General features: G+C 71.1%; 21 protein-coding genes. 15 read left to right on the forward strand and 6 right to left on the reverse strand.

Annotated elements, in window-relative coordinates; translation table 11 throughout:
• Positions 1-48: 48 nt before the first annotated feature.
• The 3 genes from AB0C01_RS27415 to AB0C01_RS27425 all read right to left on the reverse strand — a co-directional run bounded on the left by AB0C01_RS27415 (position 49) and on the right by AB0C01_RS27425 (position 2,072).
• Positions 49-762, reverse strand: coding sequence for a MaoC/PaaZ C-terminal domain-containing protein (locus AB0C01_RS27415; RefSeq protein WP_357572494.1), 714 nt, complete (start codon positions 760-762; stop codon positions 49-51).
• Positions 759-1,460: a GtrA family protein gene (locus AB0C01_RS27420; RefSeq protein WP_357242386.1), complete on the reverse strand. Its 702-nt coding sequence runs from the start codon at positions 1,458-1,460 to the stop codon at positions 759-761. The genes AB0C01_RS27415 and AB0C01_RS27420 overlap by 4 nt, the downstream gene beginning before the upstream one ends.
• Positions 1,461-1,523: 63 nt before the next feature.
• A complete protein-coding gene (locus AB0C01_RS27425; protein WP_357572495.1) occupies positions 1,524-2,072 on the reverse strand; it encodes a GtrA family protein in 549 nt (182 codons plus the stop codon).
• A gap of 427 nt (positions 2,073-2,499) precedes the next feature.
• Between AB0C01_RS27425 and AB0C01_RS27430 the strand changes: the two genes are divergently transcribed.
• The 8 genes from AB0C01_RS27430 (at position 2,500) to AB0C01_RS27465 (ending at position 10,946) form a co-directional block, all read left to right on the forward strand.
• Positions 2,500-4,344, forward strand: coding sequence for a phosphoenolpyruvate carboxykinase (GTP) (locus AB0C01_RS27430; RefSeq protein ID WP_357241620.1), 1,845 nt, complete (start codon positions 2,500-2,502; stop codon positions 4,342-4,344).
• A 37-nt stretch (positions 4,345-4,381) separates the two neighbouring features.
• The gene (locus tag AB0C01_RS27435; RefSeq protein ID WP_357572496.1) at positions 4,382-5,239 is read left to right on the forward strand and encodes a hypothetical protein; all 858 of its coding nucleotides are present in this window, start codon (positions 4,382-4,384) and stop codon (positions 5,237-5,239) included.
• 88 nt (positions 5,240-5,327) lie between these two features.
• Positions 5,328-6,218 (forward strand): ABC transporter ATP-binding protein, encoded by an 891-nt coding sequence (locus AB0C01_RS27440; RefSeq protein ID WP_357241625.1) that lies wholly within the window; start codon positions 5,328-5,330, stop codon positions 6,216-6,218.
• Position 6,219: 1 nt separating this feature from the next.
• Positions 6,220-6,951 carry an ABC transporter permease gene (locus AB0C01_RS27445; protein ID WP_357241628.1) on the forward strand — a complete coding sequence of 244 codons (732 nt, stop codon included), beginning with the start codon at positions 6,220-6,222 and terminating at the stop codon, positions 6,949-6,951.
• Positions 6,952-6,971: 20 nt separating this feature from the next.
• A complete protein-coding gene (locus AB0C01_RS27450; protein WP_357241631.1) occupies positions 6,972-8,144 on the forward strand; it encodes a sensor histidine kinase in 1,173 nt (390 codons plus the stop codon).
• Positions 8,141-8,746 carry a response regulator transcription factor gene (locus tag AB0C01_RS27455; RefSeq protein WP_357241634.1) on the forward strand — a complete coding sequence of 202 codons (606 nt, stop codon included), beginning with the start codon at positions 8,141-8,143 and terminating at the stop codon, positions 8,744-8,746. The genes AB0C01_RS27450 and AB0C01_RS27455 overlap by 4 nt, the downstream gene beginning before the upstream one ends.
• A 255-nt stretch (positions 8,747-9,001) precedes the next feature.
• A complete protein-coding gene (locus tag AB0C01_RS27460) occupies positions 9,002-10,144 on the forward strand; it encodes a geranylgeranyl reductase family protein (RefSeq protein WP_357241636.1) in 1,143 nt (380 codons plus the stop codon).
• Between the two features lie 31 nt (positions 10,145-10,175).
• Positions 10,176-10,946: an isoprenyl transferase gene (locus AB0C01_RS27465; protein ID WP_357572497.1), complete on the forward strand. Its 771-nt coding sequence runs from the start codon at positions 10,176-10,178 to the stop codon at positions 10,944-10,946.
• Between the two features lie 39 nt (positions 10,947-10,985).
• Here the strand turns inward: AB0C01_RS27465 and otsB are convergent, their stop codons facing one another.
• From otsB to AB0C01_RS27480, 3 genes are all read right to left on the reverse strand, one after another.
• Complete coding sequence (otsB, locus tag AB0C01_RS27470) at positions 10,986-11,810, reverse strand: trehalose-phosphatase (protein WP_357241642.1); 825 nt, start codon at positions 11,808-11,810, stop codon at positions 10,986-10,988.
• Between the two features lie 67 nt (positions 11,811-11,877).
• Positions 11,878-12,231 (reverse strand): hypothetical protein, encoded by a 354-nt coding sequence (locus tag AB0C01_RS27475; protein ID WP_357241645.1) that lies wholly within the window; start codon positions 12,229-12,231, stop codon positions 11,878-11,880.
• A gap of 162 nt (positions 12,232-12,393) precedes the next feature.
• Complete coding sequence (locus tag AB0C01_RS27480) at positions 12,394-12,837, reverse strand: XRE family transcriptional regulator (RefSeq protein WP_357241648.1); 444 nt, start codon at positions 12,835-12,837, stop codon at positions 12,394-12,396.
• 264 nt (positions 12,838-13,101) lie between these two features.
• Between AB0C01_RS27480 and AB0C01_RS27485 the strand changes: the two genes are divergently transcribed.
• The 7 genes from AB0C01_RS27485 to AB0C01_RS27515 all read left to right on the forward strand — a co-directional run bounded on the left by AB0C01_RS27485 (position 13,102) and on the right by AB0C01_RS27515 (position 20,165).
• Positions 13,102-13,446: a hypothetical protein gene (locus AB0C01_RS27485; RefSeq protein WP_357241651.1), complete on the forward strand. Its 345-nt coding sequence runs from the start codon at positions 13,102-13,104 to the stop codon at positions 13,444-13,446.
• Positions 13,447-13,477: 31 nt separating this feature from the next.
• On the forward strand, positions 13,478-13,813 hold the full coding sequence (locus AB0C01_RS27490) for a hypothetical protein (RefSeq protein WP_357076516.1): 336 nt from the start codon (positions 13,478-13,480) through the stop codon (positions 13,811-13,813).
• 415 nt (positions 13,814-14,228) lie between these two features.
• On the forward strand, positions 14,229-15,644 hold the full coding sequence (locus AB0C01_RS27495; RefSeq protein WP_357241654.1) for a PhoH family protein: 1,416 nt from the start codon (positions 14,229-14,231) through the stop codon (positions 15,642-15,644).
• A 277-nt stretch (positions 15,645-15,921) separates the two neighbouring features.
• The gene (locus AB0C01_RS27500) at positions 15,922-16,599 is read left to right on the forward strand and encodes a lytic transglycosylase domain-containing protein (protein WP_357241657.1); all 678 of its coding nucleotides are present in this window, start codon (positions 15,922-15,924) and stop codon (positions 16,597-16,599) included.
• 107 nt (positions 16,600-16,706) lie between these two features.
• Positions 16,707-17,360 (forward strand): rhomboid family intramembrane serine protease, encoded by a 654-nt coding sequence (locus AB0C01_RS27505; protein WP_357241660.1) that lies wholly within the window; start codon positions 16,707-16,709, stop codon positions 17,358-17,360.
• Positions 17,361-17,466: 106 nt separating this feature from the next.
• Positions 17,467-18,435 (forward strand): NAD(P)/FAD-dependent oxidoreductase, encoded by a 969-nt coding sequence (locus tag AB0C01_RS27510; RefSeq protein ID WP_357572498.1) that lies wholly within the window; start codon positions 17,467-17,469, stop codon positions 18,433-18,435.
• 65 nt (positions 18,436-18,500) lie between these two features.
• A complete protein-coding gene (locus AB0C01_RS27515) occupies positions 18,501-20,165 on the forward strand; it encodes a hypothetical protein (RefSeq protein WP_357572499.1) in 1,665 nt (554 codons plus the stop codon).
• The last annotated feature ends 19 nt before the right edge of the window (positions 20,166-20,184 follow it).

Here is a 20,184-nt window from a genome sequence, read left to right on the forward strand (position 1 = left end):
CCGGGTCGGGTGCCTCGGCGGCCCGCCGCCGCAGTGTGTCGGGGCGGGTCAGCCGGGTGGTTCGGCCCGGGGTGGGCCGTTGGCGGGTCCCTCCGGGCCAGTCTCGGCCGAGCCCGCGTCCGGCGGCCCACCCACCGGCTTGCCGGCGTCGGACGGTCCGCTGCCGGGTGCGTCGGCTTCGGCTGGGTCGGCCTCGGGCGCGTCGGCCTCGGCCGGGTCGGGCGCGTCGGCTTCGTCAGGGCCGGCGTCAGGCGCGTCGGCGTCGCCTGGGCGGACGGCGAACCAGCCACGGAAGCGGGTCCGCAGCACCTCCTGCTCGGGCCGATCGTCCGGGCCGAGACGCAGCATGGTGCCGGTGAGGCTGACGGTACCGAGCCCCGGGCGGGCGCTCGACGGCCGGGCGCCCATCACGTCGACCCGAACGGCGAGCCGGTCACCGGCGCGCACGGGGGCGAGCCAGCGCAGCTCCTCCAGGCCGGGGGAGGCGTCCGCGGCGGCCCGGGACAGCAGGTGGTCGACGTACGCGCGCATGAACAGGCTGACTGTGTAGAAGCCGCTGGCGATCAGCCCACCGTGCCGGCTGGCCCCGGCCAGGTCGGCGTCGACGTGGTACCACTGCGGGTCGAAGCGCCGCGCGAAGGCGACCATCTCGTCGCCATCCACGGTGACCACACCGAGGTCGACGGTGAGCCCCGGGACAAGATCCTCGAAGAACAGCTCGGCGGGTTGCCCGGTGCCGGAGCGGGCGTCGGGTGTCGTCACCGGCGGGGCGCGCGGCGGGTGCTGACGTGCAACTCCGCGGCGAGCTCCGCGTCCAGGTCGGCGGCGGGGCTGACGCTCAACCGGGGGCGGCCCTGGGTGGGCGCGCCGGCCGGTGGGTCGGCACGTCGCGCGGACTCCGCCTCCTCCAGCTCCGACACGGATTCGGCCAGTTCGGCGACCGGGTCCATCTCGGCCATCGTGTCCCACTCGTCGCGGGGGATGTCGTGCCAGGTGGGCTCGGGCTTCGCCTCGTCGTCGGCGACAGCGACGGGCTGGAACACGAAGGTCCGGTACGACCAGAACCGGAACAGCGTGGCCAACAGGACACCCGCGGTCTTTGCCACGTTCAGTGCCAGCAGGCCGTGAACGCCGAGGCCGTACTTGGCCGCCGCCACGGCGCCCAGCTCGATGAGCAGGCCAGCCCCGTTGAAAAGGAAGAAAAGGACGTACTCCCGGCGCATCGCCGATTTCGGGCGATCCCGGTACGTCCAGTGCCGATTCATGAGGTACGACGTGATCGTGGCGACGACCGTCGCAATCACCGTCGCCTTCAACTGACCATTGACGAAAACGGTCAGTGCAAGGGCATTGAACACTGCGTAATTGATGACGGTGTTGATGCCACCGACGATGCCGAACTTGAGCGCCTCGTGGATGAACTTCTGCCAGCGCTCAGGCAGCAGGCGGACAAGACGCATGCGAAACACCTTAGGGCAGTCGGTGTGACCGGCGATCACCGGCCAAACGGGGTGAGCGGCAGGTCACGCCCTGCGGTCGGGGTCGGGTCTTACCTGCGGAACGGTCCGGGTTCCCGCTTCGACGAAGACGAACCGCCGGTACGACCAGAATCGGAACAGCGTGCCGAGGCCCGTGCCGACGATGTAGCTGGCGACGTTGTCGGCCAGGGTCGTCTGGAACACGGCCGGCCAGACGCTGCCGAGCCCGTACCTGCTGATCGCGAGGCAGGCCACCGCGATGCCGAGACCGACGACGTTGAAGAAGAAGAACAGCGCGTACTCGCGGGCCGGGTTGCTGCGCTGGCGGTGCCGCCAGGTCCAGAACCGGTTGCCCACGAAGGCGACGGAGGCCGCGATGATGGTCGAGATCGTCTTCGCCGTCAGCTGCTCGACGTCGCGCGTGCTCGTCAGGTAGTTGAAGAGCGCGAAGTCGACGAGGAAGGCGACGCCGCCCACGGTGGCGAACTTGCTCATCTCGCGGACGAGGTGACCGAATCGGTCCAGCAGCTTGCCAACCAGACCCGGTCGGGTCTGCCGGGGACCCGGTTGCTCCCCGGTCATCGTGGCGGCCACGGAGCGAGCCTACCGGCTCCGGGCCAGTCCGAGGGGGAGCTATGGCAAGCGGGCGTGGTCGCCCGGCGCAGCTGATCACCGTGTGCGAAACCGTCGTACGCAGCGTAACCAATTCGGAGGACTGACGCGCCTCGGAACGGGAATCCACGCACCGGTCGGCGGGGCAGGTCCACGGCCCGACCGCCACAAGCGTCCGCCGGGGTGCACAACAAGATTTGCGTGAAACTGCGCAGGAAAGCGGGTATCAGATCGTGATGCCGCAGCGTGGCCGTAGCTTGTGCAGTTCTTCACAACCAGTCCCACTGACTCGGAAGGCTGCCCGGTTTACGCTGAGGCCAATCCCAGGTTTCCACGAAGGCGACGCATCGCGCCGCTGAGTCTCGTGCATCCCATAGATCGGTCAGCGTCGACCACAAGGAGATGTGTCATGGTTGCTCCGGCTGTTGTGCGGGGTATTGATCAGGCCCCGACGTCCCATCCGAAACTGCTCGCCTGGGTCCGTGAGGTCGCGGAACTGACCACCCCCGACCGGGTCGTCTGGGTGGACGGGTCCGACGAGGAGTGGCGCCGCCTCACCGACGAGCTGGTCGAAGCCGGCACGCTGATCCGGCTGAACCCGGAGAAGAAGCCCAACTCGTTCTACGCGCGTACCGACCCGACGGACGTCGCCCGGGTCGAGGAACGCACCTACATCTGCTCCGTCGACGAGGCGGACGCCGGCCCCACCAACAACTGGATGGCGCCGGCGGAGATGAAGCGGACGATGACCGAGCTGTACCGCGGCTCGATGCGGGGCCGGACCATGTACGTCATCCCGTTCGTCATGGGTCCGGTCGAGGCCGAGTCCCCGATGTTCGGTGTCGAGATCACCGACAGCCCGTACGTGGTCGCCTCGATGCGCATCATGACGCGGATGGGCACCCGCGTCCTCGAGGCGTTGGGCGACGACGCGGACTTCGTGCACGCGTTGCACTCGATCGGCGCCCCGCTCGCCCCCGGCCAGCAGGACGTCGCCTGGCCGTGCAACGAGACCAAGTACATCTCGCACTTCCCGGAGAGCCGGGAGATCTGGTCGTACGGCTCCGGCTACGGCGGCAACTCGCTGCTCGGCAAGAAGTGCTACTCGCTGCGGATCGCCAGCGTCATGGGTCGCGACGAGGGCTGGCTCGCCGAGCACATGCTGATCCTCAAGATCACCTCGCCGGAGGGCAAGGTCCACCACATCGCCGGCGCGTTCCCCTCGGCCTGTGGCAAGACCAACCTGGCCATGGTGGAGCCGACCATCCCGGGTTGGAAGGTCGAGACCATCGGCGACGACATCGCCTGGATGCGGTTCGGCCCGGACGGCCGCCTCTACGCCGTCAACCCGGAGTACGGCCTGTTCGGCGTCGCGCCCGGCACCGACTGGAAGACCAACGCCAACGCCATGCGCACCCTGGACCGGGGCAACTCCGTCTTCACCAACGTGGGCCTCACCGATGACGGTGACGTCTGGTGGGAGGGCATGGGAGAGCCGCCGGCGCACCTGATCGACTGGAAGGGCAACGACTGGACGCCGGAGAGCGAGGGCCTGTCCTCCCACGCGAACAGCCGGTTCTGCACCCCGATCACCCAGTGCCCGATCCTCGCCGACGAGTACTTCGACCCCAACGGCGTGCCGATCGACGCGATCCTCTTCGGTGGCCGTCGCAAGGACACCATCCCGTTGGTGACCGAGGCCCGCGACTGGGTGCACGGCGTCTACATGGGTGCCACGCTCTCGTCGGAGACGACGGCCGCCGCGTCCGGCGCGGTCGGCGTGGTCCGCCGGGATCCGATGGCGATGCTGCCGTTCATCGGCTACCACGCCGGTGACTACTTCCGGCACTGGATCGAGATGGGCAAGGGCACCGACGGCGACGAGGCGAAGCTGCCGAAGATCTACTACGTCAACTGGTTCCGCAAGGACCCGGACGGTTCCTTCCTCTGGCCGGGCTTCGGGGAGAACTCCCGAGTGCTCAAGTGGGTCGTCGAGCGGATCGAGGGCACGGCCGACGCGGTCGAGACGCCGGTGGGCATGGTGCCGACGCCCGAGTCGCTGGACGTCGAGGGCCTGGACATGACCCCGGAGGACGTCCGGATCGCGCTGAAGGTCGACCCGGACGAGTGGCGCGACGAGCTCCCGATGATCACCGAGTGGTTCGAGAAGTTCGGTGACAAGCTGCCGGGCGTGCTCTGGGCCGAGTTGGACGCGCTGCGCGCCCGCCTCGACGCCGCACAGCCGCAGCGGTAGGTGTGAAGAGCGCCCCTCGCGGGCAACAACGGATCCCATGACGACGGCCGCCGAGACCCAGGTCCGGCGGCCGTCCGCCGTCCGGGTGCTCACCTTCCTGCTCGCGACGACGGCGGCGGCCACCGTCGTGGTCGAGCTGCTCAATTGGTGGTACGCCCCGGAGCAGGGCTTCGGGCTGGCCGTACGGACCGGCTGGGCGATGCTGCGCTCGTTCGGCTTCCTGCTGCTGATCGGGCACGTGCGCCGGGGTCGAACGGTGGCTCGCCCGTTCGGGCTGATCCTCGCGGTCACCACGGTCTTCGCCGTGGGCCGGTTGATCGTGCCCCGGCAGGGGGTGCCGCCGCTGCCCGGCCTGCTCGGCTTCGCCGTGCTCAGCGCGCTCTGTGTGGCGGTGGTCTGGCTGCTGTACCGCTCGTCGGCGTTGGCCGGGCACCTGGTCCGGCACCGGCCCCGCCTCGTCATCGACCGCGAGGGCGTCTCCTGGCGGGAGACCCCTCCGCGCCGACCGCAGGCCAGCGCCTGGCTGCTGACCAGCCGGGTGGCGGCGTTCACCTACAGCCCCCTGATGCTGGTGCCGGCCCTGGTGGCCGGGGGATCCATCCTGGACGGGCGGCTGACCGCACTACCGGCCGTGCTGCTCTGGTTCGGCGCCGGCATCGTGGCCAGCTACGCGGTGCTGTTCTGCACCGCGTTCCTGATGCGGGGCAAGGACTGGGCGCGGGGCCTGTTGGTCGGCGTGACCCTGGTCGTGCTCGCCGTGGATCTGCCGCTGTGCTGGTGGCTGCTGGGCGTGGACGGCCTGGTCCGCGACGGCGCCCCGCTGGTCGCCGCCGCAGGGTTGGCGCTCTACGGCCTCCGCCGCGCCGCCCGCGCCCCCGACGTCGTTGCGGCCTGACCCCGGCCTGCCCCGGGACATTTGTCATCACGCACCCGGTACCGGTGGCACTGCCGGAAGGGCTTCAACCCTTCGTAGCGTGCTGGGCATGGGTGACATCGTCGTACGTCTCACTGGACTTACCCGGTCGTTCGGGTCCGTGCGAGCCCTTGCCGGCATGGACCTGAGCGTCGCGCGGGGCAGCATCGTCGCACTGCTCGGGCGCAACGGCGCGGGCAAGACGACAGCCATCTCGATCCTGCTCGGTCTCGCCCCGGCCGACGCCGGGACCGTGGCCCTGTTCGGCGGGTCTCCTGCGGAGGCGGTCCGGGCCGGCCGGGTCGGCGCGATGCTGCAGGGGGCCGGGGTCGTCTCCGCCGCCACCGTCCGAGAGGTGATCGAGTTGGCCCGCGCGCTGTATCCGCATCCGTCGCCGACCGATCGGATCCTCACGACGGCGGGACTGACCGGCCAGGCGAACCGTCGGCTGGACCGGCTCTCCGGTGGGGAGGCACAGCGTGCCCGGTTCGCGTTCGCGTTGGCCGGCGGCCCGGAACTGCTGGTCCTCGACGAACCCACCGCGAGCATGGACGTCGCCGCCCGGCGGGAGTTCTGGGCTGCCCTCCGCCGGTACGCCGCCGAGGGCAACACCGTCCTGTTCAGCACGCACCAGTTACCCGAGGCGGACGAGTACGCCGATCGGGTCGTGGTGCTGGCCGCCGGCCGGGTGGTGGCCGACGCGCCGCCCGCCCAGCTCCGTGCCCTCGCGGGCAGCCGTACCGTCGCCTTCGACGTTGCCGGTGCGTCCGTCACCGGGCTGGACCTGCTGCCCGGTGTCCGGTCGGTGGAGGTGCGGGGCGACCGGGTGGTGCTCACCACCGACGACGCCGACGCCACGGTCATGGCGTTGGCGGGCACCCGCGGTTTCCGCGGACTGGAGGTCTCCGTCGCACTGGAGCCCGCCTTCCTCACTCTCACCACCGCCGGAGGGGAGCACTGACATGCGCGCCTATCTACGATTCGAGCTGCGTCGGCTGGTCCGGGACCCACGTCTCATGCTGTTCTCCGTCCTGGGGCCGGTGCTCACGTACCTGATCTTCTCCGGGTTCGCCGGACGCGGTGACCAACTGGAGGGTGTGGCCGCGCCCGCCGCGCTGATGGTCGGCCTGGCCGGCTACGGCGCCGTCGCGGGCGTGCTCTCAGTGGGGTCGTCGGTCGCGCAGGAGCGGGCGGTCGGCTGGCTGCACCAACTCCGCGTCACCCCGTTGCCGCCCTGGCAGGCTGTCGTGACGAAGGCGCTGGTCAGCACGCTGACCGGGGTGCCGTCGGTGGTCGCGGTCGGTGTCGCCGGGCGGTTGCAGCAGGACGTCCACCTGGATGCTGCCCGCTGGACCGCGTTACTGCTGCTGTTGTGGGCCGGCTCGGTACCGTTCGCCCTGCTCGGGCTCGCCATCGGCTACGGGCTCGCCCCGCAGTTGGCCCAGGTGGTCAACTTCCTGGCCTTCCTCGGCCTGTCGGTCCTCGGTGGCCTGCTGCTGCCGGTGACGTACTTCCCCGCCGCGTTGCGGCACCTGGCGCACGCACTACCGACGTACCGGTACGCCGAACTCGGCTGGCGGTCGGTCGCCGGGCTGGCACCCACCCCGTCCGGGTTGGGCCTGCTCCTGGCCTGGACGCTGCTCTTCGCGGCAGTCGCGGCATGGGCCTACCGGCGCGCGGCCGTGGGCCGTTGACCACCGCTACGGTTTCCACCATGCCTGGTGTCGCCGACCTGCCTGGTGCCGCCGAGACGACGGCGTCCGTCGACCGTGGTCGGCGGCGCCGCGGCGTCGTGCTCGTGCTGGCTCACACGTTGTGGCTGTGGTTGCTGCTGCCGCCGGCCACCGCGATCGTGCGAGGACAGGTCCACCCGGTGCCGGTGGCAGCGGCCGGGCTGACCCTCTTCGCCCTGCTCTATCTCGCCCTGGTGGCGGTGCCGGTGGCCGGACTGGCCGTTCGACCGCTCCTGTTTCGTGCCGGGCTGGCACTGCTCGCGCTGCTCGGGGTGACGCTCGCTGCCGCGTACGCCGGTGCCTCGGAGGGCTGGCTGGCCCTGCTGATGTACGTGTGCTCCGCCGGCGCGGTGGGACTGGTCCAGGTCGGCTGGGGCTTCGGCTGGGTCGGTGGCAGCGTCGTGGCGGTGCTGGTGATCGGGGTAGCCCGACGCCTGCCGGCCGACAACATGGTCCAGATCGCGCTGGTCACGTTGCTCGCGGGTGCCATGACGCTGGCGTTCGCCCGGGTGGCCCGTCTGGTCGACGAGTTGCGCCGCACCCAGCGGGAGCTGGCCCGCACGGTGGTGGAGCGGGAACGACTCCGGTTCGCCAAGGACCTGCACGACCTGCTCGGCCACACGTTGTCGCTGGTCGTGGTGAAAGCCGAGGTGGTACGCAGACTGGCTCCGACGGACCCCGAGCGGGCCACCGTGGAGGCAGCCGACATCGAGCGGATCGGTCGCACCGCCCTCGCCGAGGTGCGGGAGGCGGTCACCGGCTACCGCGAGCACAGCTTCGGCCGGGAACTGGACAACGCCCGTACCGTCCTGGCGGATGTCGGCATCGCGGTTACCGTGCGGACGGACGGGCAGCTCGATGTCGAGACCGACGACGTGTTCGCCTGGGTGCTCCGGGAGGGGGTGACGAACGTGCTGCGACACAGCCGGGCGTCCCGGTGCGACATCAGGGTCGACGCCGACGCCGACGGGTCGGTGCTGACCGTTCGGGACGACGGGGTGGGTGGCCGGCCGGCCTTCGGCAACGGTCTGCGTGGTCTGACCGAGCGGCTGGAGCAGGCGGGCGGCACCCTGGAGGTCGGCCCGGCGCGCGACGGGGGTCTGCTGCTCACCGTTCGGGTTCCCACGAGCCGGATCGCGACGGTGACCGGATGATCCGGCTGTTGCTCGCGGAGGACCAGGGCATGATGCGCGGCGCGCTGGCCCTGCTGTTGAACCTCGAAGACGACATGGAGGTGGTCGCCGAGGCCCGCACCGTGGCCGAGTCGTTGGAGGCGGCCCGGACGAGCCGTCCGGACGTGGCACTGCTGGACATCGAGATGCCCGACGGCAGTGGTCTGGACACGGCGGCGATCCTGCGGGAGCAGTTGCCCGAGTGCCGGGTGCTGATCCTCACCACGTTCGGCCGGCCCGGTTACCTGCGCCAGGCGATGGAAGCCGGCGCGGCGGGTTTCCTGGTCAAGGACGGGCCGGTGGAGGAACTCGCGGTGGCCGTCCGCCGGGTACTGGCCGGCGAGCGGGTGATCGATCCGGCGCTCGCGGCGGCGGCGCTGTCGGCCGGGCCGAACCCGCTCACCGACCGGGAGCGGGACGTGCTGACCGCCGCCGTGGACGGTGCCACCGTCGCCGACATCGCCGCCCGACTGCACCTGTCCGAGAGCACCGTCCGCAACTACCTGTCGGCGGCCATCGGCAAGACCGGCACCCGCAACCGGATCGAGGCGGCCCACCACGCCAGAGCCAACGGCTGGATCTGACGCCCGGCCCTCGTCAGCCCGTGCCGGACCGCGCCGATCATGGAGTTGTGGTGCCTCACTTGCCCTTTTACGCGAGTTATGTCGTCCACCACAACTCCATGATCGACGGCGCGGGTCCGGGTGCGGCGCCGTGCGGCATCGGTCTGGGTGAGCGGGCAGCGGGCAGGATGGCGGGTGACGCCGGTCACCGGGGTCGATGTCGGCGGCGCGGGCGGGGCAGGAGCGGGCCGCCCACCGAACGGAGGGAGGCGCGCGGTGAGCGACGAATTCGACGTGGTGGTGGTGGGAGCGGGGCCGGCCGGGGCGGCCGCCGCGTTGACGGCGCGGCGGGCGGGCGCCAGCGTGCTGCTGCTGGACCGGGCCGACTTCCCCCGGGACAAGGCGTGTGGCGACGGGATCGCCGCGCACTCGGTGGATGTGCTGACCGAGTTGGGGGTGACCGAGGCGGTGGCGGGTTACGCGCCGCTGCCCGCGTTACGCATGATCTCGCCGGGTGGCGGTGCCGTGGCCCGGGCGCTGCCCCGACCCGCGTACACCGTGCCCCGGGAGGTCTTCGACGCGCGCCTGGTGGCGGCGGCCGTGGCGGCCGGCGCGCAGTTGCGCCGGCACACCGTGCGCCGGGTCGAGCCGCGCGCCGACCGGGTGGTGCTCGACGGGGAGGTGTCCGGGCGGGTGGTGGTGGGCGCCGACGGCGCCGGGTCGGTGGTGCGTCGGGCGCTCGGCCACCCGCAGAATCCCGACCGGCACCTGGCGCTTGCCATCCGGGGATACGCGCCGGCGCTGCCCGGCCCGTCCGAGCAGCTCATCGTCACCTCGAAGGCGCGCTGGCCGGCGTACGCCTGGTCCTTTCCGATCGGCGACGGGCGGGCGAACGTCGGGTACGGGGAGGTGCTGCGCGGTGAGTCGCTGAGCAGGGCCTACCTGCTGGACCGGCTGGCCGCGCTGCTGCCCGGCACCGACCTGGGGACGGTGACCGCGTTGCGCGCCCATCACCTGCCGCTGTCCACCCACCGGCCGGCACCGGGGCGTGGCCGCACGTTGCTGGCCGGGGACGCGCTGTCACTGATCAATCCGTTCACCGGCGAGGGCATCTTCTACGCGCTGCTCTCCGGTGCGCTCGCCGGTGCGGCGGCGGCCGAGGCGCCCGAGTCGGCAGCCGGCAGGTACGCGCACGGGTTGCGTCGCCGCCTCGGCACCCACCTGCGGCACAGTTCGGTCGCGGCCTGGTTGGCGCGCCGTGGCCGAGTGGTGGACGCGGCGGTCCGGGCCGCCCGGCGCGACGACCGGGTGTTCTACGACGTGGTCGAGCTGGGACTGGGTGACGGACGCCTCACCGCCCGTACGCTGGCGATGATCGGCATCGGTCTGGTCGGCGGGGATGGGGCTCCGAGGCGGTGATCTGGGCGAAGGGTCGCTACGCTGCTAGGTGATGACGCTGCGGGACCTTATCTACTCCGTGTACGAGCGCCGGCTCACGGCGAAGCTCGCGGGTAAGCCGGTGCCCCGGCACGTCGGGGTGATGTGCGACGGCAACCGCCGCTGGGCGAGGGAGATGGGCTTCGTCGACCCGAACGACGGACACCGGGTCGGCGCGGCGAAGATCAAGCATGTCCTCGGCTGGTGTGACCAGGCCGGCGTGGGGCACGTGACCCTCTACCTGCTGGCCACCGACAACCTGCGCAGACCGGCCAGTGAGCTGGACCCCCTCCTCAAGATCATTGAAGACCTGGTGGTGGAGCTCTCCGAGGAGGGCAACCCCTGGCGGTTGCGCATCGTCGGGGCGCTCGACCTGCTCCCGGCGCAGACCGCGGCGGCGCTCAAGGGCGCCGAGGAACGCACCCGCGAGCGCACCGGCGGCGCGGAGGTCAACATCGCGGTGGGCTACGGCGGTCGGCGGGAGATCACCGACGCGGTCCGTTCGCTGCTGTTGGAGCACGCCGCCTCCGGCGGCACCATCGAGGAGTTGGCCGAGGTGCTGGACGTCGAGCACATCGCCGAGCACCTCTACACCCGTGGTCAGCCCGATCCTGACCTGGTCATTCGCACCAGCGGGGAGCAGCGGCTGTCCGGCTTCATGCTCTGGCAGTCCGCGCACTCGGAGTTCTACTTCTGCGAGCTCAACTGGCCGGATTTCCGGCACATCGACTTCCTGCGCGCACTGCGCTCGTACGCGACCAGGCAACGCCGCTACGGCGCCTGAACCGGCGGCGGGCGACGTGTCCGTCGCCGCGCGGCCGGGTCAGGGCAGGTGGGTCAGTGCCTGGGTGAGGAAGTCGCCGAGGGCGGCCGGGGACTCGATCGTCAGGTCGGCGGCGTTTGCCACCTCGTGGCCGGTCTCCGGGTTGGCCACGGCCACGCAGATGCCGAGGAAGTCCGGGTCGGCGGCGGCGCGGGCGCGCAGCGCGGCGAAGGCCTTGATGTCCGAGACGTCGTCACCGAAATACCAGGCGCCGGTTGCACCCTTGATCGCCTCGCCGATGACCATGCCCTTGTCCCGGTCGACAGGCGGTTTGAGCTCCAGCACCATCCGCCCGGCCTGCACGCGCAGCCCCAGGCGGTCGGCCTGCGCCTGCCCCCACTGCTGCACGGTCGAGCCGAGCTGCGGGGCGGTACGCCAGTGCAGGGCGACCGAGAGCCGCTTGTATTCCACGAGCGTGCCGGGTGGCAGCTCAGCCCGCGCGAGGTCGGCCAGCTCCGTCATGGTCGGCACCCAGGGCAGCGCGGCCGGCTCGGTGACGGTCTCCCCGCCGGAATGGCTGTGCTCCAGCCCGTAGAGGCCGTAGAGGTCCACGCCGGTGAGCCCGCCGAGCTGATCCCGAAGGAACTCGACGGGTCGGGCGGAGACGATCGCGACCCGCTGCACGACCGGGGCGAGTGCCTCGATCGCGGCCAACGCCTTGGGAGCCGGGCGTACCGCGGTCGGATCGTCGTCGACGGGCGCGAGCGTGCCGTCGAAGTCGAAGAAGAGCACGGTCCCGGCCGCCCGGCTGGCGGTGGTCCGCCAGGCCTGGTCGGCGTTCAACGGGGTTCTCGGCTGATGATTGCCCAGATTCAACGGCGGCACGCGCGTCAGCGTACCCCGGCGACGAAGGCTCATTCCTGGCCGAGCGGACCCGTTACGCGGTGGGCGATCAGCGTTCGGCGGCTCCTCGTCCACGTCGGCCGAACGGCACCACCGCCGCGTCCTGGCCGTGGCTCAACAGGTAGCCCTCCACAAACCCGGTGTTGCGATCGCCGGTGTGGTTCTCGATCTCGTTGAGCCGTGCCACCAGGAACTCGGTGAGCGCGCTGATCCGGTCGTTCATCCGCTCGTGCAGCTCGGCGACGACGGCCAGGATGACCGCGGTGCCGGCGGTGATGAGCACGAAGAGGTTCACGAGCAGCGGAAGCTGCCCGCCGTCGACCGCGAGGGTCACCGCGTTGCCGGTCGCCCACAGTGTCATCGACACCGTCGCGACCACGACTGCCAACCACTTCAGGGTCATGGACAGACCCCTCCTTTTGTCCCGCAGGGCTGGGTTCGGCCTTGTCCCGTCCCCCCGCCGATGACGAGCCCAAGCAGTACGAGTACGGACGCTAGCGTGCCCGTTCCGGCCCCGGAGGCAAACGAATGAACCTGACCAGGCGTTCTTTCGCCATCTGAGGAACTACCCTGCTTGATTGCCTCTATTTCGGACATCGACCGGCAGCGTTGGGCGGTATGCGAGATATCTGATGGTTTCGCGGATGTGGAACTTCTCCGCGTCCGAGACGTTCGGGTCGACCAGGCGGCGGAGCAGGGCCTCCACGTCCGGGTCCATCGGAGGGGCGGGCTGGCCACCGCGGGGGCCGGCCGCGGTGCGGTCCCAGCCGAGTGCGGCGAAGGCGGCCGCCGGGTTCAGCCCCAGGCCCTCGCAGAAGGCGACCACCCGTTCGGCTTCCGGGTCGCTGGCCCAGTCGCCCCGGACCCACCGGTTGATGGTCTGCCGGGAGACCCCGGTGCGCCGGGACACCTCGGTGCCACTCCAGGCTCGGGTCGCTCGTGCCTCGTCCAGGGCGCGGCGGACGAAGGTGGCGAAGGCGATTTTCCGCGCATTGGCCGTCTCGGTCACCCCGTGACCGTACGGCCAGCCGGTGACGAGCGCGCGCCCCGGCTCGCCACTGTCACGCCTACGTGACGGTAGCTTCGGATTTCCGGTAAACGATTCAGTGCCACTGTCGAGGGGTGTCACGCGGGCAGAATAGATGCCCGTAGTGGCAAGCGTAAGCGGACGAAAAGCTGATACTGTCACGCCCATGGGACAATCTACGGTGTGTCACGTGCATGAGACGATTGGTGCTCACATGCGTCACACCCCCGGTTCGGAGGGGGTGTGGTGACCGAGCTCGCCACCCGCGCCCAGGCCTTCGGGCTGATCGCCGAGGGGGTGGCCGCGGGGCTGACCGCCCCTTGGCGCCTCTACCTCGCCCGAGGCTGCCGCTACCTGTCGCTGAGTGTCGGCGACCGCGCCGAGTGGAACGCCTGGCGTACCCACCTCGGCTGCCCGGAGCTGAGCGTCCGGGTCTACGACGCAGGCGGCGAGATCCGCCGTTCCTCGGTGGCCGAGATCATGCTGGACGGCTGCCGGATCAGCGTCGAGCTGGTCGAGGAGGTCAGCACCGACGACCTGGACCGGCTGCTCGTCGCGGATCCCACCACGATCGAGCCGGAGGAGAAGTGACCGGGCGTCCGGGCCGGGCCGGGGTCGCCCGATGAGCCCGTTTCTCGCGGTATTCCTCGTCCTGGTGCTCGGCGCGACCAGCTACGCGGCCGGCCGGTTGCACGGGCAGCTCAGCTACCGCATCGGCTACCGCTTCGGCTACCGGCAGGGCTACTTCGACGGTGACCGGGGCGCCTGGAACCGCCGTCGCCGCGACGCCCAGGCCGCGATCGCCTCCGCCCTGTCGGTCTCCCCGGCGGGCGTCGTCCGCTCGGCCAGCACCGTCGCCCGCCCCGGCACCACGTACACCGGCTCGTCGTTCAGTGCGCCGGCCGCCCCGATCACCGGGCGGCACCCGACCGGCACGCTCGTTCGACGTACCGGTTGAGGTCGGTCGGCGGGCACGATCCCGCCGACCGACACCACCGACGCGGTGCGTCGTCCGCGGCGGACACGCACCGTCGGGGTCACGTCAGACCGGTGACGGTGACCCCAGACCGGCCGGGGTGCGCGCAGGGGGCATGCATCCCGGCCGGTTCCGCCGCGCCCACCGCCGGCCTTCCCGGTGGTGCGGGACCCCGCGAAGCCGTGTTCACACGCCCGTCTAGGTAGATCCACGTCGGCCCCCTAGCCGGAAGGGTCCGGCGGGGCTAGCGTCTAGGCATGGCACGGGGTTCTCCCGAGCCAGCCGGTCCGCCCGGATCTGCGACCTCGCGCATGGGGTTCCGCATCCGACCCCGTGTCCCCGGGCACCGGAGGAGCCGGAACACGGGTGGCGGATGCCCATCCGTCGGAGCAGGCCTGTGACGACTCGCCGTACCACCGCCGGTGCCGACCAGACCCCGGCCGCGACTGCCACGAACCGCCGTGCCACCAGGAGCCGCCGCACGGCGGCCGCCGCGCCGGCCGACCCGAAGGAGCCGCGACCAGCCGGCCAGGCCTTTGTCCTGGACACGTCCGTGCTGCTCTCCGATCCGGCGGCGTTCCACCGGTTCGCGGAGCACGAGGTGGTGCTGCCTCTGGTGGTCATCACCGAACTGGAGGGCAAGCGGCACCATCCGGAGCTGGGCTGGTTCGCCCGGCAGTCGCTCCGGATGCTCGACGACCTGCGGGTCCGGCATGGTCGACTCGACCGACCGGTGCCGGCCAACGACGTCGGCGGCACCCTGCGGGTGGAGCTCAACCACACCGACGACGGCGTGCTGCCACCCGGTTTCCGGACCGAGAGCAACGACGCCCGGATCCTCTCCGTCGCGCTCAACCTCGCCGGCGAGGGCCGGGAGGTCACCCTGGTCAGCAAGGACATGCCGCTACGGGTCAAGGCGGCCTCGGTGGGCCTGCGGGCCGACGAGTACCGCCACGGTCAGGCCAGCGACCCGACCTGGACCGGCATGTCCGAGATGGACCTGACCGAGGAGCAGATCGGGTCGTTGTACGCCGGCGAGACGCTCGACCTCGACGAGGCGGCCGGTCTGCCCTGCCACACCGGCCTGGTGTTGCACTCGGGGCGGGGCTCCGCGCTCGGCCGGGTGCTGCCGGACAAGTCGGTCCGGCTGGTGCGGGGTGACCGGGAGGCGTTCGGGTTGCACGGCCGCTCGGCCGAGCAGCGCATCGCCCTCGACATGTTGCTCGACGAGTCGATCGGGATCGTGTCGCTGGGCGGCCGGGCGGGCACCGGCAAGTCGGCGTTGGCGCTCTGCGCCGGGCTGGAGGCGGTGATGGAGCGCCGCCGGCACAAGAAGGTGATCGTGTTCCGCCCGCTGTACGCCGTCGGCGGCCAGGAGCTGGGCTACCTGCCCGGTTCGGAGTCGGAGAAGATGTCGCCGTGGGCGCAGGCGGTCTTCGACACGCTCGGCGCGGTGGTGCACGAGAACGTGCTGGAGGAGGTCACCTCGCGGGGCATCCTGGAGGTGCTGCCGCTGACCCACATTCGGGGTCGCAGCCTGCACGACGCCTACGTGATCGTGGACGAGGCGCAGTCCCTGGAGCGCGGGGTGCTGTTGACGGTGCTGTCCCGGATCGGGCAGGGCTCCCGGGTGGTGCTCACCCACGACGTGGCCCAGCGGGACAATCTGCGGGTCGGTCGGCACGACGGCGTGACGGCCGTCATCGAGGCGCTCAAGGGTCATCCGCTCTTCGCGCACGTCACCCTCAGCCGTTCGGAGCGGTCGCCGATCGCCGCGATGGTCACCGATCTCCTGGAGGACATCCCGATCTGACGGGTGCTTTTGTGGGCTTTTGTCCGCATTAAACGTGTGGCGCAGATCACAAAGGCGCCGGTCGGTTTCCCATCGGCCTCACTGTGCGCAATCGTGTCCCACGAGCGTCCACGCACCACCCGGATCGTTGGTGATCGTTCGTCGCGAGGCGGGCGACATCGGCGGCGGTCGGTGTGTCGGCGCGACCGGCAATCGGTCGGGACGCTCGTGGCACGGTTGGCAGCCCACCTGTGGCCCGGCCGCGCCACGTCCTTGCTCCCGACGAAGGGACCACTTCGTGAGTCGGCTGTGGAGCCGGTTGGGTGCCCGTACGGCTGCTGTCGCCCTGCTGTCCGTGGGCGTTGCCGGCGGCTTCTACCTGGGCGAAGACCGGGAAACCCAGCAACAGGGCCTGACCGAGCAGGTTAGCCGCGAGATCGACCAGGCCGACCTCGCGTACCAGCGGGAACGGCAGGCCGCCCACCAGGTGCAGGTCTCCAAGCAGCGGGCCGCCGAGTACCAGGCCAAGCTGCGGGCGGCGCAGGCCGCGAAGGAGGCCGCCGAGCGGGCCCGTCGGGCCGAGGCCGCCGCGGCGTCCCGCAAGCGCGAACGCGCGGCCGCCAACGCGCCCGCCAAGCCGTACGACGGACCGATCCCGGCGTCCTGCGAGGAGTACAGCGGCAACCGCAAGATCGGCTGCGCCCTCATGATCGACTCGGGCTTCGGCATCTCCGAGTTCCCCTGCCTGGAGAAGCTCTGGACCAAGGAGAGCGGCTGGAACCACAAGGCCGCCAACAACTCGTCCGGTGCGTACGGCATCCCGCAGTCCCTGCCGGGCAGCAAGATGGGTTCGGTCGCCTCCGACTGGCGGACCAACCCGGCCACCCAGATCAAGTGGGGCTTGGGCTACATCAAGGGCAGGTACAAGACGCCCTGCGGCGCCTGGACCTTCTTCCAGAACAACAACCACTACTGACAGCTCTCGAAGGCGGGGCGGGTGGGTCTCCACTCGCCCCGCCTTCGCGCGTACTTCGGACGGGACGTGAGTGGCGGTCGGCCGCTTTTGCTGATAGCAGTTGTGGAGTGACCCTGCACCCGTCAAGCGGCGACCCCTACCGGTTCGGCACCGAGGCGTTCTACGCCGCGCTCGGCCGGGCGTTCGTCGCCATGTGCGCGGTCGTCCCGTTCCTCTTCCTCATCGAGGCCGTCGACCAGGGGCTCGCGTTCGGCCTGGACGCCAACGCCGGCATCATCCCGCAGCGCATCGAAGGGTTGGACGGGGTCTTCTTCTCCCCGTTCCTGCACCACGGCTTCGACCACCTCTACAGCAACAGCATCCCGCTGATCCTGCTGGGCACGTTCGTCCTGGCCGCCGGCGCCCGCCGCTTCCTCTGGTCGACCCTGGTCATCATCCTGGTCAGCGGGCTCGGCGTCTGGTTCACCGGCTCGCCCAACTCGGTGGTGGTCGGTGCCAGCGGCGTCATCTTCGGCTACCTGGGCATCCTGCTCACCCGGGGCATCGTCGAACGCAGCTGGTGGAACTTCGCGGTCTTCCTGCTGGTCGGCCTGCTCTACGGCTGGCAACTGGTCGGCATCCTCCCCACCGACGAGCGGATCTCCTGGCAGGGTCACCTGTTCGGCCTGCTCGGAGGGGTGGTGGCGGCGATCCTGTTCCGCCGTCGACGCCCAGCGTTGGATGGGCCGGACTACTCGGGTGACACCCTCCGCCTGCCCTGACCAATTCCCCGGCGCGCCCCGGAGGGGTGCTTGCCGGACCACCGACACCCGCCTACCGTCGAAGATCAGCCTGCGTTGATCCGTAAGCGGAAAGCGACGGTACGCCATGCGCGAGGTCGATGTCGCCGTGATCGGGGCCGGTCCGGCCGGTCTCTTCGCCGCGTACTACGCCGGGTTCCGAGGTCTGTCGGTGGCGGTGATCGACGCGCTGCCCGAGCCCGGCGGTCAGGTCACCGCCATGTACCCGGAAAAGTTGATCCTCGACGTGGCCGGCTTTCCCGCTGTCAAGGGCCGGGACCTGGTGGCCAACCTGGTCGCACAGGCCGCCCCGTTCGCACCGCAATACCTGCTCGACACCCGTGCCGAGAAACTCTCGTACGTCGACGACCGCCCAGTGCTCGGCCTGGCCGGGGGTGCGCAGCTCGGTTGCGGTGCGGTGGTGGTCACCGGCGGGCTCGGCAGCTTCAGCCCGCGGCCGCTGCCGTGCGCCGACGGCGCTCCCGGCACCGGGATCGTCTACTTCGTCACCGAGCCGGCCGCGCTCGCCGACCGGGACGTGCTGATCGTCGGTGGTGGCGACTCCGCCTTCGACTGGGCGTTGGCGCTGCAACCACTGGCCCGTTCGGTGACCCTCGTGCACCGCCGGGAAAAGTTCCGGGCGCACGCCTCGACTGTCGCCCGGGTGCTGTCCCTACCGGTGCGGGTGGTGGTCAACGCCGAGGTCAGCCGGCTGATCGGGGAGGGCGCGGTGACCGCCGCCGAGGTGACCGTCCGCGGTGGTGCCACCGAGACACTGCCGGTGGACACCGTGGTCGCCGCGCTGGGCTTCACCGCCGATCTGGGACCGCTCGCCGAGTGGGGGCTGCGTCTGGACCGCCGGCACATCCTGGTGGACAGCGCGATGGCCACCAACCTGCCCCGGGTCTTCGCGGCGGGCGACATCACCGAATACCCGGGCAAGGTGCGGCTGATCGCCACCGGCTTCGGCGAGGCGGCGACGGCTGTCAACAACGCGGCCGTGGCCATCGACCCGAGCGCACACCTCTTCCCGGGGCACTCCTCCGACGCCGGCTGACGGTCGGTATCGGACCCAGACCGACCTGAGTCCGGATCGAGACAGGTCGACCGGATCCTGTCCGGATGACGGGTTCCGAGAAACCGCAGGATGGCGCACCCACCACGCTGTCCTGGCTCTGCCATCCCGCCACCGTGATCGCCCTGGTCCTGCTGCTGCTCAACGACCACGTACTGAAGGCGGCCCACCCCGGCCTGCTGACCGGCAAGCTGAGCGACCTCGCCGGTCTGGTGCTCGCCCCGCCGCTGGTCGCGGTGCTGCTGACCCTCCTGGTGCCGCGGATGCCGGCCCGGGCCGCCGCGCTGGCCGGTCTGGTCGCGGTGGGCGCCGGGTTCGCGCTCGTCAAATCCAGCGGGTACGCCGCCGAGTTGGCCTCGTCGGCCTGGACCGTGCTGGCCGGGCCGTCGCTGGTCCGGGCCGACCGGACCGACCTGCTCACCCTGCCGGTGCTCGGCCTGGCCTGGTGGAGTTGGAACCGGTCGCGCCGCCGACCGGTGCGCCAACGGACCGCCCGGCTGGTCCGACTGCTGGTGGTGCTGCCACCGGCGGTCCTGGCGGTAGCCGCCACCAGCCCGATCTACTACCCGTACGCGGTGAGCACCGCGACGCTCGACGGCCACCCGGCGATCTCGGTCGGCAGCGGCTACAGCAACTCGGACTGGCCGGCCAGCCCGTTGGACGGGCAGTGGGCGGTCAGCGAGGACGGCGCGGCCACCTGGCGGCCGGCCACGGAGGACGAGCAGCGGCGACTGTCCCGCCAGGAGGTGGGGCAGCAGCAGGCGTGCGCGTCGGACGCGCCCCGGCGTTGCTATCGGATCGTCACCGGGCACCTACGGGTCGAGGAGAGCGACGACGCCGGCGCGACCTGGCGGGTGGCCTGGGAGGTGCCCGACGGGCAGCGGGAGGAGTTGGCCCGCCGGTCGCCGAACCCGGGCGATTTCCAGCGCCACTTCGCCTCCCGCGATCTGGTCGTCTACCCCCACGCCGGGGGTGGGCACGAGGTGCTCGTCGCCAACGGGCGGGACGGGTTTCTCCGCCGCCTGCCCGACGGTGGGTGGCAGCGCGACGGGTTCCTCTTCGAGGAGCTCGGCGCGTCGTGGGACGAACCGCCCCGGCTGGGCGGTGGCGGACCCGGCGACCGCCAGCTGGACCTGTTGCTCGCCGTCACGCTGGCGCTGACTCTCGGCTGCGCGGTCACTGCGCTCGCCGGTCATCTCGTGATCCGCCGTGGTGGAGGTCCGCGCTGGTGGGGGGTCGTCAGCAGTGCGTCGATGCTGGTCGCGGGGATGGTGTTGACCGCGGCCTGGGAGCGCGACGACGACACCCTGGCGTTCATGGCCGTGCCGTTCGTGCTGGCGGTGGGCGTCCTCACCGTGGTGGCCATGATCGTTCGAGCCTCCTACCAGGGCGCTCTGCGGCGCTGGATCGGCTGGGCGCTCACCGGGCTCCTGCTCACCGCGCTCCTGGCTGTGCTGCCGCTCGTCGGTTGGCTGTACGGCACCCCCTCGCGGACCCGGTTCGCGGTGGCGCTCGCCCTGCTGGCCACGGTGCCGGGCGTGCTGCTGGCCACCCGGATCGCGCGGCTCGTGGATCCGGCCCGTGGGTTCGAGCGCCGGTACCCACCGCGCCCGCCCTACCCACCGCACGTGCCCTATCCGCCTGCGCCCTACCCTGCGTACCCACCGAGGGTCCCTGATCCGCCGTACCCGTCGCAATCGCCGCCGCCGTGAACCTCCGACATGCGGCTGC

Source organism: Micromonospora sp. NPDC048905 (genome assembly GCF_040649655.1).
In the GTDB taxonomy this organism is placed as follows: Bacteria; Actinomycetota; Actinomycetes; order Mycobacteriales; family Micromonosporaceae; genus Micromonospora.